Origin of the sequence: Pedobacter rhizosphaerae, from assembly GCF_900111155.1 — a bacterium.
GTDB lineage: Bacteria > Bacteroidota > Bacteroidia > Sphingobacteriales > Sphingobacteriaceae > Pedobacter > Pedobacter rhizosphaerae.
In genome coordinates, this window is sequence record NZ_FOGG01000016.1 from 84584 (window position 1) to 101903 (window position 17320).

Annotated in this window: 16 protein-coding genes; 5 read left to right on the forward strand and 11 right to left on the reverse strand. The window is 36.5% G+C overall.

The annotated features are described in order from the left end of the window. Positions 1–66 precede the first annotated feature (66 nt). Positions 67–1026, reverse strand: coding sequence for a PhoH family protein (locus BMX11_RS14090; RefSeq protein WP_090885321.1), 960 nt, complete (start codon positions 1024–1026; stop codon positions 67–69). A 102-nt stretch (positions 1027–1128) separates the two neighbouring features. On the opposite strand from BMX11_RS14090, the gene BMX11_RS14095 reads away from it, so the two are divergent. Both BMX11_RS14095 and BMX11_RS14100 read left to right on the forward strand, forming a co-directional pair. Further along, complete coding sequence (locus BMX11_RS14095; protein WP_090885323.1) at positions 1129–1908, forward strand: SAM hydrolase/SAM-dependent halogenase family protein; 780 nt, start codon at positions 1129–1131, stop codon at positions 1906–1908. Between the two features lie 103 nt (positions 1909–2011). Further along, the gene (locus BMX11_RS14100; protein WP_090885325.1) at positions 2012–2554 is read left to right on the forward strand and encodes a hypothetical protein; all 543 of its coding nucleotides are present in this window, start codon (positions 2012–2014) and stop codon (positions 2552–2554) included. A 176-nt stretch (positions 2555–2730) separates the two neighbouring features. Here BMX11_RS14100 and BMX11_RS14105 read toward each other — a convergent pair whose 3' ends face one another. From BMX11_RS14105 to BMX11_RS14150, 10 genes are all read right to left on the reverse strand, one after another. Beyond that, on the reverse strand, positions 2731–3681 hold the full coding sequence (locus BMX11_RS14105) for a D-2-hydroxyacid dehydrogenase (protein ID WP_175474566.1): 951 nt from the start codon (positions 3679–3681) through the stop codon (positions 2731–2733). Positions 3682–3817: 136 nt separating this feature from the next. Further along, positions 3818–4891, reverse strand: coding sequence for a 3-phosphoserine/phosphohydroxythreonine transaminase (gene serC / locus BMX11_RS14110; RefSeq protein WP_090885327.1), 1074 nt, complete (start codon positions 4889–4891; stop codon positions 3818–3820). Between the two features lie 267 nt (positions 4892–5158). Continuing rightward, entirely contained in the window at positions 5159–7585 is a 2427-nt protein-coding gene (locus BMX11_RS14115) for a TonB-dependent receptor (RefSeq protein ID WP_090885329.1), read from the reverse strand. A gap of 7 nt (positions 7586–7592) precedes the next feature. Beyond that, a complete protein-coding gene (gene rpe / locus BMX11_RS14120) occupies positions 7593–8264 on the reverse strand; it encodes a ribulose-phosphate 3-epimerase (protein ID WP_090885408.1) in 672 nt (223 codons plus the stop codon). A gap of 200 nt (positions 8265–8464) precedes the next feature. Next, the gene (locus BMX11_RS14125) at positions 8465–9529 is read right to left on the reverse strand and encodes a hypothetical protein (protein WP_090885331.1); all 1065 of its coding nucleotides are present in this window, start codon (positions 9527–9529) and stop codon (positions 8465–8467) included. A gap of 168 nt (positions 9530–9697) precedes the next feature. Further along, a complete protein-coding gene (pnp, locus tag BMX11_RS14130) occupies positions 9698–11833 on the reverse strand; it encodes a polyribonucleotide nucleotidyltransferase (protein WP_090885333.1) in 2136 nt (711 codons plus the stop codon). Between the two features lie 175 nt (positions 11834–12008). Further along, positions 12009–12293: a 30S ribosomal protein S15 gene (gene rpsO, locus BMX11_RS14135; protein WP_029285581.1), complete on the reverse strand. Its 285-nt coding sequence runs from the start codon at positions 12291–12293 to the stop codon at positions 12009–12011. Between the two features lie 109 nt (positions 12294–12402). Then, on the reverse strand, positions 12403–12612 hold the full coding sequence (locus BMX11_RS14140; protein WP_139180192.1) for a hypothetical protein: 210 nt from the start codon (positions 12610–12612) through the stop codon (positions 12403–12405). A gap of 19 nt (positions 12613–12631) precedes the next feature. Then, on the reverse strand, positions 12632–12883 hold the full coding sequence (locus BMX11_RS14145; RefSeq protein ID WP_090885336.1) for a hypothetical protein: 252 nt from the start codon (positions 12881–12883) through the stop codon (positions 12632–12634). A gap of 7 nt (positions 12884–12890) precedes the next feature. After that, positions 12891–13094, reverse strand: a complete 204-nt coding sequence (locus tag BMX11_RS14150; protein ID WP_090885338.1) for a hypothetical protein — start codon at positions 13092–13094, stop codon at positions 12891–12893. A gap of 69 nt (positions 13095–13163) precedes the next feature. Here BMX11_RS14150 and BMX11_RS14155 point away from each other — a divergent pair, with 69 nt between their 5' ends. The 3 genes from BMX11_RS14155 to lepA all read left to right on the forward strand — a co-directional run bounded on the left by BMX11_RS14155 (position 13164) and on the right by lepA (position 17238). Further along, entirely contained in the window at positions 13164–13583 is a 420-nt protein-coding gene (locus tag BMX11_RS14155) for an acyl-CoA thioesterase (RefSeq protein ID WP_245738672.1), read from the forward strand. 231 nt (positions 13584–13814) lie between these two features. Beyond that, positions 13815–15239 carry an MATE family efflux transporter gene (locus BMX11_RS14160; protein WP_090885342.1) on the forward strand — a complete coding sequence of 475 codons (1425 nt, stop codon included), beginning with the start codon at positions 13815–13817 and terminating at the stop codon, positions 15237–15239. Positions 15240–15450: 211 nt separating this feature from the next. Continuing rightward, complete coding sequence (lepA, locus tag BMX11_RS14165) at positions 15451–17238, forward strand: translation elongation factor 4 (protein ID WP_090885344.1); 1788 nt, start codon at positions 15451–15453, stop codon at positions 17236–17238. Positions 17239–17320: the final 82 nt, after the last annotated feature.

Here is a 17320-nt window from a genome sequence, read left to right on the forward strand (position 1 = left end):
GTCAAAGTCTGAAGCACCGAATCCTAAAAATGACACGACGCTTCAGACTTTAGATGTTAAACTATTTTACTGAATATCTCCATATGCTTTTAAGATGTCTTTTACCAGTTTGTGGCGAACTACATCCTCTCCGCTAAGGTAGATAATATCAATTCCTTTAATGTCTTCCAGGATTCTTAATCCGTTAAACAAGCCAGACATCTGTTTTTTAGGTAAATCTACCTGAGTAACGTCACCCGTAACAATAAACTTGGCAGTTGGCCCCATACGCGTTAAAAACATCTTTAACTGCATATCTGTAGCATTTTGAGCCTCATCCAGAATTACAAAACAATTGTCTAATGTACGTCCCCTCATAAATGCTAAGGGTGCAATTTCAATCGTGCGATTTTCTATATAGAATTTCAACTTTTCGGCTGGGATCATATCATCCAAGGCATCATAAAGCGGTCTTAAATAAGGATCAATCTTTTCTTTAAGATCACCCGGAAGAAAACCCAGGTTCTCTCCAGCCTCAACAGCAGGTCTGGTCAAAATAATTCTTTTGATCTCCTTATTCTTTAAAGCTCTAACGGCAAGCGCCACGGCGGTATAGGTTTTTCCAGTTCCTGCCGGACCAATAGCAAAAAGAATATCATTTTTCGCGATACTGCTCACCATTTTTCGCTGGTTTGCCGTCCTTGCCTTCACCAAAAGTCCGTTTGTACCGAAAACAATTACTTCGCCTCCCCCCGATTTTGGGTCTGCGATCTCTTTTTTTTCAACACCATTTGCTTTGGCTCCTAAAATAGATTCAACATCATTGCTACTAAGAGAACTGTAGGTTTCTAATTGCGCAACGAGTTGGTTAAATTTATCTTCGAAAGACTTAAGTTCCTGTTCATCACCGAGAACCTTTACTTCACTCCCTCTTGCTACGATTTTTAGCTTGGCGAAAGCACCCTTAATCATTTCGTAATTTTCGTTGTTCGGACCCCAAAACTGAGCTGGGTTCACGGTATCCAGAGTTAATTTTAATTCGTTCAAGCTGTATATTTTTTAAGTTTTCGGGCTAATATTAATTTAAATTTGAATATTTGTAGGCGCTTAGCCATCTACACAAGAATAAGCATAATTAATGAATTTTTAATGGGTATAATTACTTTAACAACAGATTTAGGTTCTAAGGATTTTTATCAGTCTGCCTTAAAAGGTAGCTTGTTAAGTCTGATGCCAAATGTTAATTTAATCGATATTACCCACGAAGTTCCGGCTTTCAATATCTCCTATGCAGCGTTCGTTTTAAAAAACGCATATCCTTATTTCCCAAAAAATACGGTTCACTTAATAGGCATTGATTCGGTGTATAGTGAGAACACCAAGTATGTGGCTGTGAAGCATAAAGACCACTATTTTGTTGGTGCAGATAATGGCATCTTTTCACTACTGTTTGATGATACACCTGAGGATGTTGTAGAGCTTAATATCATGCAAGACCTTAAGTATCTCCATTTTCCATTGGTGGATATTTTCGTAAAAGCGGCTACTCATTTAGCCAGAGGCGGCAAGCTTAAGGATATTGGCTTACCAGTTGCTGAAATTGAACACAAAATGCTCTTACATCCTGTTATTGAGCGAGATGTAATAAGGGGAAGTGTTATTTACATCGATACCTTTAGCAATGTAATCACAAACATCACCAAAGATTTATTTACCAAAATTCAAAAGAATAGAGATTTTACGCTCTACTTTAGAAAAAGTGAAACCATTACTCAGTTAAGCTGGCACTATAACGAAGTTCAGGAAGGTGAAAAACTTTGTCTCTTTGGAATCAGTAACCACCTCGAAATTGCGATCAATAAAGGTAAGGCAAGCGGTCTTTTAGGATTACACCTGGGAGATATCGTTAGAGTTGAATTTCATCCTTAAGCAAAGGCCAAAATACAAAACCTTAATATTTAAGGCATATTCTTAGAAAGATTCCTTTTTAGCCTGGTTGAAAACAAACGCATCGCATTTTCGTTTATATGCCATGAGAAAAATTATTTATCTATTCATTGCGCTCGCAGTATCTCTTCAAACTTTCGCACAACAAGACACATCAGCTTATGCTGCACAACGGGCAAAGGTAAATGCATTATTAGCAGAAAGAAGCGCCAAATTTGGACAATACGATGAAAGCTTAAACCAAAGAACTGGCATATTTGGTTGGCAAACCAAAAGAGACATCAAAAATTCTAATGAAATTCTTCGCCAGGTGGTTATTACCGATAACAACATCTTTAAGGAATTAAAAATCTTAATGGATTATAAAGATCTACAGAACCAACAGAAGGTGGCGGTAGCAGATCATTCGCAAGAACGCATGGAACGCTACATGCAAACCATAAAAAAACTTCAGGATCAAAATGAGCAATTAAAAGCAGCAACAGAAAGCAGAGTGAAGTCTAGAAACATATCTACCTACATAATTGTATTTTTACTGTTGGTAATGGCAGGAGGGTTTTACTTTCTATTCAAGAAAATACAACAATATAAAAAGAATGAAAAAGGCACTGTTCAAAATCTTGGTTAAAATTAACAATACTGTTTTGCCAAGTCTTTATAAAAAAGATCCCAATAAGCTGAGTACTTTTCAGAAGGCAATTTTGGGATATCGGTATTGGGTGTTAACGAAGGCTTTAGATTAACAAATATTATGTTGAGCCTGCCAAATTAAAACTAATCGGCAAGCTCAATATAACTTATTATCTATTTTTTGAAGTGCTCAATTATCAAGGTAGCCAACTCGGTACCAATGCGTTCTTGCGCTTCATTGGTTGAAGCACCAATGTGTGGTGTTAAAGAAATCTTTGGATGTGTTAAAATTTCTGCTAATGGTGTAGGTTCATTATCAAATACATCTAAACCAGCAAATGAAACTTTACCTGAATCTAAGGCTGCGATTAAAGCAGGCTCATCAATTGTTCCACCACGAGAGCAGTTTACAATCCCCACTCCTTTTTTCATTTTCGCAAACTCTTCTTCACCTAAAATAGGTTTGTCAGCAAATGGCGTGTGTAAACTGATGAAATCACTTCCGGCAATTACTTCATCCAATGCAACAGTTTTAATTGGAATATTTATTGATTTTCCGCCTTGAAATTCTAATGTAATCTCAGTTTCCAAAGGATAAAGATCGTAGGCTAAAACATTCATACCTAAACCTAAGGCAACCTTTGCAGTAGCGCGACCAATACGGCCAAAACCAATGATACCAATAGTTTTTCCGCTTAATTCAGTCCCCTTAGCATATGCTTTTTTAAGGTTATTGAATTGAGTAGATCCTTCAACAGGCATTTTACGATTGGCATCCTGTAAAAATCTAATCCCCGTAAATAGGTGAGAAAAAACCAATTCAGCTACAGATAATGAAGAAGCTGCAGGTGTATTTACCACAGAAATACCTTGGCTGCGTGCATATTCCACATCAATATTATCCATACCTACGCCACCTCTACCAATCAGTTTAATGTTAGGTACGGCATCAATTAGCTCTTTTCTAACTTTAGTTGCACTACGAACCGTAATAGCATCATAGTTCTTTAATGCTTCAGCTAACTGATCCTGAGGAACAGTGTCAGTATCTACAGTAAAACCTGCTTTTTCTAATAATTCTTTTCCGATTGGATCAATCCCATCGTTTGCTAAAATCTTAATCATGGTTATATTTTAAATGTACCAGCTATAATTTTGAATGAGTGAATTATTGAATGAGACAAGGAATAAGTATTGAACCGTATATCGCTCATTCAATATTCAAAAATCAAGCTTTTTTTAACCGGCAATGGCATTTATATTAGTTTGCTTTTGCTTGTTTTTCTTCAAATAATTGCATAGCCTCTACCAGTGCGTGAACACTTGTAATTGGTAATGCATTGTAAAGAGATGCTCTGAAACCACCAACACTTCTGTGTCCTTTAATTCCAACAATTCCATTCTCTTCTGCATATTTTAAGAAAGGTTTTTCTAATTCAGGATTCTCCATCACAAAACAAACGTTCATTCTTGAACGATCTTCTACTTTACAAGTTCCCTTGAATAATGGATTTCTGTCGATCTCTCTATATAGAGCTTCTGCTTTAGCTTTGTTTTCTGCTTCGATTTGAGCCACACCGCCCTTAGATTTCAACCAACGTAAATTTAATAACGCTACATAGATAGAGAAAACTGGTGGCGTATTATACATTGAACCATTATCTATATGAGATTGGTAGTTAAGCATTGAAGGAACCTTACGGTCTATTTTACCTAACACTTCGTTTTTAACGATAGCAATAGTTAAACCAGCAGGACCAACATTTTTCTGAGCACCAGCATAAATTAAATCGAATTTAGAAACATCAATTACACGGCTCATAATATCAGAAGACATATCACATACTACTGGAACTGAGGTTGCAGGAACATCAAATAATTCAGTACCGTAAATGGTATTGTTTGAGGTATAGTGAAAATAAGCGCTATCAGCAGGAATTTCGAAATCTTTAGGGATATAAGTATAGTTAGCCTCTTTAGATGAAGCCACAACATTAACGTTACCTACAAACTTCGCTTCTTTAAGTGCTTTTGTTGCCCATACACCTGAATCTAAATAACTTGCAGTTTGTCCATCACCTAAAAGGTTCATTGGCACCATTGCAAACTGTAAACTTGCACCACCTTGTAAGAATAAAACGGAATAACCCGATGGCACGTTCAATAATTCCTTCACCAATTTTTCAGCTTCAGCTACAACCGCTTCGAATTCGGATGTTCTGTGTGAAATTTCTAGAATTGATAATCCATCGTTAAAATCTAAAACAGCCTGTGCGGCTTGTTTGAACACTTCTTGAGGTAAAATACATGGGCCTGCGCCGAAATTATGCTTCATGTTATTATATAATGTTTTATGGCCGTAAATGTAAAATTTTTAAAGCAGTTATGCCTATAAAATCGTATCATAAAAAATTAAATTTTGTTAAAAAATCAATGAAAATCGTCAAATTCGTTGCAGTTTTTGCAATCATTTCAAGATAGTGCAGCGAAACTTATATTATCCGTTTTTTGGAAGCTAAAAAAGAAGCCAAAATGACTACTAATCAAATGGGAGTTATTCGCCCAATCGCCCATAATTCTTTCTTAATCGCAAGGAATTATCCTATTTACCGTTTTTGAATTTCACAATTAATTTTAAATTAAATTGCCTGCCGGTTAGGTAATTTGGAATGGCATACTGTACATTATTAACGTCTTTTAACCATAAATAAGAAACAGTGTTGTCAACATTTAATAGATTGAAAATTTCAAAAAACAGTATAACAGAACTGAAATTTTTATCCAGAAATTGTGGCTTATGCAAAGCGCTGTCATCTAAAAAGTCTTTAGAAAAACCAATATCAACACGCTTGTAGGAAGGGATATAGAATTTATCGGCATAGCGTGGCGTTTGAGAAGGCCCGATAGGTAACCTTGATCCATAAAGTGCATTTAAATGCACTTTATAGGTTGGACTGTTTAATAGTTTATCCTGAAAAAAAATCGAGAAATTCAGCCTTTGATCTGTAGGACGTTTGATGTAGCCCGGATAAATTGCTTGTCCATTCTGGATATAACTATCGTTAATAATATCCTCATTGGCATGCATTACCGACATTCTAAAATACGAAACCAGGTCTTTAACAAACTCCCCTCCTATGCTGAAATCAGCTCCGTAAGCGTAGCCTTTAGATACCTCGTTGGCCAGGTATTTTATCCTTAAATTATCAATTTTATAGGGTATTAGCCGATCTGAATATTTAAAATAAGCTTCCGAGGTAAACTTTAGCCTCGTTCCGAAACCATCAAACGCATAATCATAACCTAGTGAAGCATTGTAAGATCTTTGTGCCTTTTGTTTAATATTTAATACCCCTGAAAAATCCCTGATAGTCCTGTATGATGGTGGTTGCTTGTAAACACCTGCCGTAAATCTTAATATTTTATTATTAGAATTTGGACGATAGGCAATTAACAAACGGGGGCTAATTAACAGCTGTTTACTTAAGGAACTATAAGTAGACCTTGCACCCAACTGTAATTCCACATCACTGGAAAGGGAATAACTATCTTGAATATAAGCACTATAATTTTTAATATCGATGTAATTCTCTGTGTTAATAACATTCTGAAGAACAATATCTTTGCCATTATTAGGAAGAATATAGCCAGCAGAATCAGTGTAATTATATTCATTCAGCCGATCATCATATTTAGCCTGATTGTACTTCAATCCCCAGGAAAAAACATGATTATCGTAGTTTTGATCAACTTTGATTTCCGAGCTGAAAATTTGGGTATTCAAACTATTTCTACCATAGTTGTAATAACTTCCTATGCCTTTGTTTTTATTAACCAAACCAAAATCTTCGGGAGAGAGACTATTATCCACTTCCTGAAAGATATAACTTCCCTCAATATCAAATCGCTCTCTTTCTGTAGTATTGAAATAGCTGTTAATGAATTTGATGTTTAAATTGGGTTTGGGTATAAAGGTTGCCGTCAGCGCAGAGCCAACCGTCTGGTAATCATCTATTTCCTGACCAGCATAATCCACATCTAGTCGTAAGGTAGTATTGAGCGTTCCAAACTTAGTTTCCCTATTTGTGGGCACCAATTTGAACCGCCCGATATTGAAGTTCCCTAAGAAACTGATGTTGAATTTGGTAGAAAAATCATATTGATATAAGACTTGCGCATCGGCAAAATTCGGGCTGTAACTGCCCTTTTCATCTTGTTTGATGAGTACGCTTGAATTATTTTTATACCGTACACCAGCTAGTAAAAACCCCTTTTTGAATAACCTTTTAGTAGATAAAGAAGTATTGAGCAAACTGGTGCTAAATATCGTCTGATTACTATCTGGCTTATCGTACTTAATATCTAAAATGGAAGATAACTTATCGCCATACCTGGCTTCAAAACCACCGGCAGAAAATTTAGCCTTGCTAATTAAATCAGCATTTATAGAGCTCAAGCCCTCTTGTTGCCCGTTTCGAATGAGCACAGGGCGATTAATTTCCACATCATTGATATAAATTAGATTTTCATCGAAGTTCCCTCCCCTAACGCTGTACTGAGCACTTAATTCATTATTAGTGGATACACCAGGCAGTGTTTTTAGCATGGTTTCGAAATTTCCTGATACCAGCGGAATAGCAGCAATATCGGCAATATTGATCGTAGTCGTATTACTTAACTGATTCTGTTTATTGGTTATATTAACCTGATCCAATTCATTAATATTGGCTACTAAACTCACCATTTGAGTAATTCTTGCCCCAGATCGCTCACTAAATTTTAAAGTTCGGGGTTGATAACCTAAAAGTGAATATTTAATACTGAAACTCCTGGACTTAGCATAGATAGTATAGACTCCAAATTCATCAGTAGAGGTAGACTGTGCTTGTCCCAATACAATTATCGTAACATTTGATAAGGGTAATTTTTCTTCATTATAAACTATTCCTGAAATCCTTACTACAGGTTGAGCATGGGCTATACCCCATCCTGCAATCAATAGAAAGAAAAATAGCCTAAGTTTAAGCATGAGCGAACTAAATCTGTATAGCGCTGGTAGTTATGCTTTTCATTTTAGAAATCATGTCTGTTGGATTTTCTGCAGCAAATATGGCATTTCCTGCAACGAAAGCATTGGCTCCGGCTGACACTAATGTAGCAATATTTTGCAAACCAACACCTCCATCTACTTCTATAGCCAAATCTTCATTTCTACCTTGTATCATAGCTTTGAGATCACGAATCTTTTTATAGGTATTGTGAATAAACTGCTGACCGCCAAAGCCCGGGTTTACCGACATAATTAGCACCAGGTCTAAGTCCTCAATAACATCTTGTAAAAGTGTAACAGGCGTATGAGGATTGAGGGCTACACCCGCTTTACAACCGTTAGCTTTTATATTCTCTATAGTCCTATGTAAGTGAGTACAAGCCTCATAATGAACAGTGATACGGTCTGCCCCTGCCTTAGCAAAGGCTTCAATGTATTTATCTGGCTCCACAATCATCAAATGAACATCAAGTGTTTTCTTTGCGTGCTTTTTTACTGCAGCCATAATGGGGAAACCAAAAGAAATATTGGGAACAAAAACACCATCCATTACATCAACATGAAACCAATCGGCCTCACTTTGATTAATCATTTCTATATCACGTTGTAAATTACCGAAGTCGGCTGATAAAATGGAAGGTGCTATTATGTAGTTCATTTCTATTATATTTCTGTGATTGCGAGGTACAAAGCTATCCTTTAAACTGATCTGCCTGAAGATTGCTTCGTACCTCGCAATAACAACTTCTTTATAAGATTTACTAAAAATGCAAGTTACAAAAGAACTGCGAAAGTTTTTCATTACAATACTGAAGTTAACCATTTGAAAAAGTAAAGCTTTCGCTTCTAAAGTTCAAATCACCTGCCTTCAATATCCTCTTCGTGTTTTTTTATTGTACTCAAATAGTTAAGAATTAATTTTCTTTTTCGTTTATCTCTCATCGAACGCTTTAAAAGGTCGTAATAAACATTTATAAATAACAGTTCATTATCCTGAACATAATAAGTATAGAGCTGAGGTTTTGTAATCTTGGACTTTTCGTAAGCGCCTTTCAATGTTTTACTCTTCTCATCCCAAGCATATTCAACAATGGTAGAATCTTTTAACAAGTAATTTAAATTTGGGTTATCATTCATCCATTCATTAAAACCGTTATAATAAATCATTTTTAAAACCAATGGATTTGTTTTCATTTTGATTGACTCCAACCATTTTACACGTACTCCCCAAATGTCGTTTTGAACGTTACCATTTGATAATTCATTTAATATCGGGATTAAACGATTATTATAGTATTTATAGAAGTATAAATTGCTCCACCAAATTCCCGTACCGGTAATATAATCTTCTTTGTAATAAATTATTATTTTACCATCCGCGTCTTTGTAATGATTAACGGTGAGTCCGTAATGATTATATACCGCTTTCTTTGCTAATAGAGAATCAGAATTAAAGAAGTAAAGATTACTCCTACCGTGTGCATTTTCCTTATTAAACGAGATGGCAAATTCCTTATCATATTTATTCCCCTTATCAAAAGCATAAAATTTAACTGGAAGAAGCCTCTTACCCAAATAACAACTATCCAAATCGATCTTACCAAATATCTCCTCAGCTTGATTGATGGTTATTGATTTTTGGCTTATAGCAGTTTCTAAAATCCTAAAATCGGTTTTGGTTAGTTTACGGTTAATTTCTTCGATATCTGAAAATACAGAATCGGCATAAAAAGAAGCCTTTTTCACTAATGAATCTCTTGAAAGACCTCTTACACTATCCATGAATGTAATCAACCTATTTTCACTAGAATTGACCTGCTCTCGTTCAATGATTTTAGAAATATGTTTTTTACTTCTAGTGTTTTGCTGATTGCATGCCATAATTAAAACTGCAGACAACAGTAGAAGAATATTTTTTTTCATATCTGAGAAGCGATTAAGAACTTTAATAAAGCTATGAAAAACGTTTTTAATTAAAAAACAAAAACCCCTCCAGTAAACTGGAAGGGGTTTTATTTTATACGTCACTCTGAATTTATTTCAGAGTCTACTAAACAGATGCTAAATCAGGTCAGCATGACTGATTGATAATTAAGCTTGTGGAGTCGCAGGTTTTTCTGGTCTAGGCAATAATACTTTACGAGAAAGTTTCATTTTACCTTGTTTGTCCACGTCTAGTAATTTAACTTCAACGATATCGCCTTCTTTAAATACACCGTCCATAGTTTCTAAACGTTTCCAATCAATTTCAGAAATGTGTAGCAACCCATCTTTACCCGGCATAATTTCAACGAATGCACCAAACGGCATGATTGATTTTACTTTACCTGTGTAAACTTCACCAATTTCTGGTTTAGCTACAATTGCACGGATACGCGCAACAGCAGCATCAATTGAAGCTTTGTTATCAGCGAAAATCTCTACGTTACCTTTGTTATCAACTTCTTCGATAGAAATTGAAGCGCCGGTTTCACGTTGCATTTCCTGGATGATTTTACCACCTGGGCCGATAACAGCACCGATAAATTCTTTATCAATTACCAACGATACGATACGAGGTGCATGTGGTTTGTAGTCTACATTAGGCTCGCTAAGCGTTTTCGTCATTTCACCTAAAATGTGTAAACGACCTTCTTTCGCCTGGTTTAAAGCTTTCGTTAAAACTTCATATGATAATCCGTTGATTTTCAAGTCCATCTGACAAGCTACAATACCATTTTTAGTACCTGTAACTTTAAAGTCCATATCACCTAAGTGATCTTCATCTCCTAAAATATCAGATAAGATAGCATACTTTCCAGTTTCCTCGTCGGTAATTAATCCCATTGCGATACCTGATACAGGTGCTTTGATTTTAATACCAGCATCCATAAGTGCCAATGTACCAGCACAAACAGTAGCCATAGATGAAGAACCGTTTGATTCTAAGATATCAGAAACTACGCGAATAGTGTAAGGATTCTCAGCACCTTGTGGCAATACTTTTTTCAATGAACGCATCGCTAATGCACCGTGACCAATTTCACGACGACCAGCGCCTCTATTTGGTCTAACCTCTCCTGTTGAGAAACCCGGGAAGTTATAGTGCAATAAGAATTTTTGGTATCCATTGATGAAAGCTCCGTCAATCATCTGCTCATCATCTTTACTACCTAAGGTAACAGAGGTAAGTGATTGCGTTTCACCACGGGTGAAAACAGCAGAACCGTGAGCAGCAGGTAAATAACCTACTTCACTCCAGATTGGACGGATTTGAGTAGTTGAACGACCATCTAAACGAATACCTTCGTTTAACAATAGGTTACGAACTGCATCATATTGAACATCGTGGAAATAATGTTTAGCCAATGCTTTAGTTAAATCAGCAGTATCTTCAGGCATTGCCTCGAAAAACTCATTGATAATGGCAGTGAAACCAGCAGAACGCTCATCTTTACCAGAACCAGATTTAGCTACTGCATATACTTTATCATAAGTATCTGCATAAACTTTAGCTTTTAAATCTTCATCATGCTCTTCGTGGTTGTATTCACGTTTAACTGTTTTACCAGTTTCTTGTGTTAATTCTACCTGAACAGCACATTGTACTTTAATGGCATCGTGAGCAAATTTTAATGCTTCTACCATTTCTTCTTCTTGAATTTCGTCAGCTTCACCTTCTACCATCACGATATCGTTAGCAGAACCAGCAACAACAAATTCTAAAGTAGCGCGCTCTAAATCGCTTAGGTAAGGATTGATTACCAATTTACCATCAATTTTAGCCACACGAACTTCTGAAATAGGACCATTGAAAGGAATATCAGAAACAGCTAATGCAGCTGAAGCTGCTAAACCTGCTAAACAGTCAGGCATAATATTTTTATCTGCAGAGATCAAAGAGATCATTACTTGCGTATCTGCGTGATAATCATCAGGGAATAATGGACGTAGCGCTCTATCTACTAAACGAGAGATTAATACTTCATAGTCTGATAATCTAGCTTCACGACGTAAAAAGCCTCCCGGAATACGACCTGCTGCCGCATATTTTTCTTGATAATCAACTGACAGGGGTAAGAAATCTGTACCTGGTTTAGCACCTACAGTTGATACAACTGTTGCTAACAACATGGTATCGCCCATTTTCACTACTACTGAACCATCAGCTTGTTTAGCTAATTTACCAGTTTCGATTTCTACCATTCTTCCATCGCCCAAATCGAACGATTTTTTTATTACATTCATTTAAAGTTAATTATGATGTGTTTTCCTCTTTCTACACATCGGGTTATATATGTATATTATTTTTTGCTAACGAAGATAGCGTAAAAAATGCTTTTGATGATATTTATGCAAAAATAATTATCGAAAAATTAAAAAGCCATTCCCTAAAGAATGGCTTTCGCTGATAAGTTTGCGCTTATTTTTGTTTAATGATATCTCTAAGCGATAAAGCTTTGATGATAGCACGGTAACGCTCAATATCTTTTTTGTATAGGTAAGCCAAAATACCGCGGCGTTTACCTACCAATTTTTGAAGTGATAACTGTGTAGAGAAATCTTTACGATTTTTCTTTAAGTGCTCTGTTAAGTGCGCAATACGGTATGTAAATAACGCTACCTGACCTTCTGCAGAACCAGTGTTGGTTTCTACTTCGCCGTGTGTTTTAAAGATTTCGGCTTTCTTTTCTGAACTTAAATACATTCTTGAATTATATTAAAGCAATAAAAATTAATTAATTGCCGCAAAGATAAGGGTATTTTTGATTATAAACAAGTGAATGAACATTAAGCGAAAAGATTAAAATTAATACCTAAAGCTTATCTGCCCTTAAGCGCTCCAATTCTAAAACATCAAGCTGATCTTTTGGCCTGTTTGTGGCTTTCTTATTGAGAATTAAATGATTGTAATGTAGAAATCTGGCTTTAATGCCATTAATTTCATCAACAGTAGCCATTTCAAAGTATTCGTCAAACTTACTTTTATCCAGGCCAGGGATGTCAGTCATTAGATCGGCATACATACCATCATCCATTAAAATTTCACAATACCCCCGCAATGATCGGAATAGTGAGTAGCATATCATACCTGCCATACCCCATTTCTTCAATCGCAGAAATTAAGTTTTGCCTGTTTTCCTGCGTATCCTTTAAGTAGATATCCAGGTCGCCTGTTGTACGATTATACCCATATCGGTTAACTGCAAATCCACCAACAATTAGGTAATGAACCTCAAATTGCTGGAATGTATTAAGCAAGAGAAGCATTTCGGGGTTTTCTTTATCAAAAGACATAGGTATTTTAAGCTTTTGGCTTGCGAATGACCAATCCTAAACCTTGAGGCGTTTTTATAGGTTGGCCACCATTCATAGCTACCGAAGTATGATTAAGCTGCAATGTTTTGAAAAAACGTTGTTGAGCGGTTAAACTAAGGTATATGCTTTCTCTCTCGGCAAGAACCTGCTCGCGAGATAGATTAAGATCATATAGCTTCAATTTACCCATCTCCCAAAAATAAGAAAATAAAAGATGTTATTATATCCTTATTTATACTTTTGCATAAAACATTCAGCCGTGGAAAAGAATCAATACAGTATTTTTGAAAGTGAATTACGTGTACGTCCAGATGATATAGATATGTTTAACCATGTTCACAACAGTAAGTACCTTGATTATGTATTGGCCGCCCGCTACGAGCAAATGGAGAAATACTATGGAATGCCCTGGGAACATTTCACCAGGCAAGGTTTAGGTTGGGTGGTAAGCCATGTAGATATCAACTTCAAGCGCCCCCTTTTAATGAATGATTTAATGCTCATTAGAACCGGAATTTTAACCATGAATGATAAAGGTTGCGCTGTACAGTTTGAAATCATCAATAAAAAAACTGGCAAAGTAGCCTCTGATGGAATTTTCGATTACGTATTAATTGACCTGAATACCAGTCGTGGAACAAAAGTTACCGAGGAAATGATCAAAGCTTATAGCATATAATGGAATTTTTTCAGCTTAACTAATCAATTCATAGAAAAATAGTCATAAAAATTTGACAATTTAAAAAAATAACTATCTTTGTTTTCATCAAAACGAACAGAACCATGATAGTATCTGCGATCCGCTTGAGGTCTTAAAAACCGAGGATTCCCTCCTTTTTACTTTTATTTCAGATATCAGTAATACTACTGCATATCTTTTGGTTTATTCATTACATTATTATTTTATTATATGTCACAGTCCACAAAGACCCAGGGCAAACTATCCTCTTTTTTTGATGTTTTAGTGCAATCATTAAAAGGCCATGAGGTTGATTTAACAGCAATTAGTATTAAAAGAGCTATCATTTTATTGGCTATCCCAATGATGTTGGAGATGGCCATGGAATCTGTCTTTGCCTTAGTCGATTTATATTTTGTTGGTCATTTAGAAAATAGCAGTCACGCTATTCAAACCGTTGGTTTAACCGAATCTGTGTTAACCATTATTTATTCACTGGCTATCGGTTTAAGTATGGCAGCCACAGCATTAGTAGCCCGTAGAATTGGGGAGAAAAATCCAGAAGCAGCTTCCAGGGCTGGAATGCAAACTATAGTTATTGCTGTAGCCGTTAATTTGGTTATCAGTATTCTAGGTTTAATTTTCGCCAGAGATATATTACTATTAATGGGGGCATCTTCAGAAACAGCAAACCAGGGAACAACATTTGTTCGCATTATGATGGGTGGCAGTATCATCATCGTGCTCTTATTTTTAATTAATGGTATTTTTAGAGGAGCTGGTAATGCCGCAATTGCCATGAGAAGTTTATGGATCGCGAATATTGCTAATATTATCCTCTGCCCTATTTTCATTAATGGATTGGGCCCAATACCTGCCTTTGGCCTAACCGGCGCGGCAATTGCGACAACTATTGGTCGTGGAATTGGTGTATCCTATCAGGTGTATAATCTTTTTAATGGAAAAAATGCTTTAAAAATTAGCTTGAGCCATTTCATTCCAGATTTGGAGCAGATTAAAGCTATCGTTAAAGTCGCTGCACCCGCCATTTTTCAATTTGTGATCGCAAGTTGCAGTTGGGTATTTCTAGCAGAGTTAGTCGCCACCACTGGTGGCGAAGAAGGTTCTGCCGGCTATCAAACAGCACTAAGGTTAATGATGTTCTTTTTATTACCTGCCTGGGGATTAAGTAATGCAGCAGCCACATTGGTTGGGCAAAACCTGGGTGCCGGTCATATCGATAGAGCAGAGAAATCGGTATTTCATACTGTGAAGTATACGGTTGCGTTTATGGCGGTAGTGAGTGTACTATTTCTAACCTGCGGGCATTTATTTGCTGCCTTTTTTACCTCTGATGAAAAAGTGATCGCTATTGCCAGTGAGGCGCTAAAAATTCTGAGTATTGGCTTTATCATTTACGGTATGGGAATGGTATTAATCAGTGCTTTTAACGGAGCAGGCGATACCTGGACACCTACCAAAATCAATATTTTTGCTTTCTGGCTATTTCAGATCCCTTTCGCCTACCTTTTAGCTAAATATTTGAACATGGGACCAACGGGTGTCTTTATTGCCATTCCTACGGCTGAAGTAGGTATTGCGATTGCTGCCTTTATTTTGTTCAAGCGAGGTAAATGGAAAAAAACAGTTGTTTAGAAACAATATCCGGAGCTGCAAAGCCAGTTATAAACGCATTTTGCAGTTCCGTTTATTTTTGTTTCCTGAACCATTTCATATTGTAATTTCTTGATAGTTCTTTGCCGTTATTGTGCCTCACAAAGACTTTTATACTATTTATTTTCTCATCTTCCGTTTTACTTTCTGAGCACTTATTTATTTACCTTAAAAAGCATATCTTTGCGCAAAGATGAAGCATATACGTAATTTTTGCATTATTGCACATATCGACCATGGTAAGAGTACTTTGGCTGATAGGTTATTAGAATATACAGCGACGATTTCGCAGCGTGAAGCGCAGGCGCAATTGCTCGATAATATGGATTTAGAGCGTGAGAGAGGCATTACCATTAAAAGTCATGCCATACAAATGAACTACAAAGTTGGAGATATTGAGTACAATTTTAACTTAATTGATACACCTGGGCACGTAGATTTTTCTTATGAAGTTTCACGTTCTATTGCGGCTTGCGAAGGTGCATTGCTCATTGTTGATGCTTCACAGGGAATTCAGGCTCAAACCATTTCAAACTTATACTTAGCTTTAGAGCACGACCTTGAAATTATCCCGATTTTAAATAAAATGGATTTGCCCGGGGCGATGCCTGAGGAAGTTAAAGACCAGATTATTGACTTAATTGGCTGTAAACGGGAGGATATTATTCCTGCATCAGGTAAAACCGGAATGGGTATTCCTGATATTATTCAAGCGATTGTAGACCGCGTTCCAGCACCTGTTGGCGACCCTGAAGCACCTTTACAGGCCTTAATTTTTGACTCCGTTTTTAATTCCTTCAGGGGGATTATCGCTTACTATAAGGTTGTTAACGGGGAGATTAAAAAAGGTGATAAAGTAAAGTTCATCAATACAGGAAAAGAATATTTAGCTGACGAAGTTGGTATTTTAAAACTCGATATGGCTCCACGTAATGTGGTTAAAACCGGAGATGTGGGTTACATTATTTCTGGAATTAAAGAAGCAAGAGAAGTAAAGGTTGGTGATACGATTACCACTACAGCAAGACCAGCATTAGATGCAATTCAAGGATTTGAAGAGGTTAAGCCAATGGTTTTCGCTGGAATTTATCCAGTTGATACCGATGAGTTTGAAGAACTTCGTGAAGCCATGCATAAGCTACAATTGAATGATGCTTCTATCGTTTTCGAGCCAGAAAGTTCTGCCGCATTAGGCTTTGGTTTCCGTTGCGGATTCTTAGGGATGCTGCACATGGAGATTATTCAGGAACGTTTAGAGCGTGAGTTCGACATGACGGTAATCACTACCGTTCCCAACGTATCTTACGTTGCCTATACAACCAAAGGCGATGAAATTTTCGTCAATAATCCATCTGATTTACCTGATCCTAGTAAGCTAGATTCTGTTGAGGAGCCATTTATTAAAGCTAACATTATAACTAAGGCCGATTTTGTTGGACCAGTAATGTCACTTTGTATTCAGAAAAGAGGAACAATTGTAAATCAATCCTACTTAACATCTGATAGAGTTGAGTTGGTTTTTGAAATGCCAATGGGCGAAATTGTATTCGATTTTTACGATAAATTGAAAACGATCTCAAAAGGCTATGCCTCTTTTGATTACCATCAGGTTGGTTACCGTAAATCGGATTTGGTTCGTTTAGATATGTTAATCAATGACGAGCCAGTGGATGCTTTATCTTCATTGATTCACCGCAGTAATGCTTATGATTTCGGGAAGAAAATTTGCGAGAAACTAAAAGAGTTGATCCCGCGTCAGCAATTTGAAATTAAAATCCAGGCTTCTATCGGTGCTAAAGTTATCGCTCGAGAAACCCTTAGTGCATTAAGAAAAGATGTAACTGCAAAATGTTACGGCGGTGATATTTCCCGTAAACGTAAGTTATTGGAAAAACAGAAAAAAGGTAAAAAACGCATGCGTCAGGTAGGAAACGTTGAAATTCCACAGACCGCATTTATGGCAGTTTTGAAATTAGATTAAATAGACTTGAGATGTTAGATTTGAGATTTGAGATGTTTCCCGTCTGATCTCAAATCTAATGTCTAGTATCTCATATCTCTCT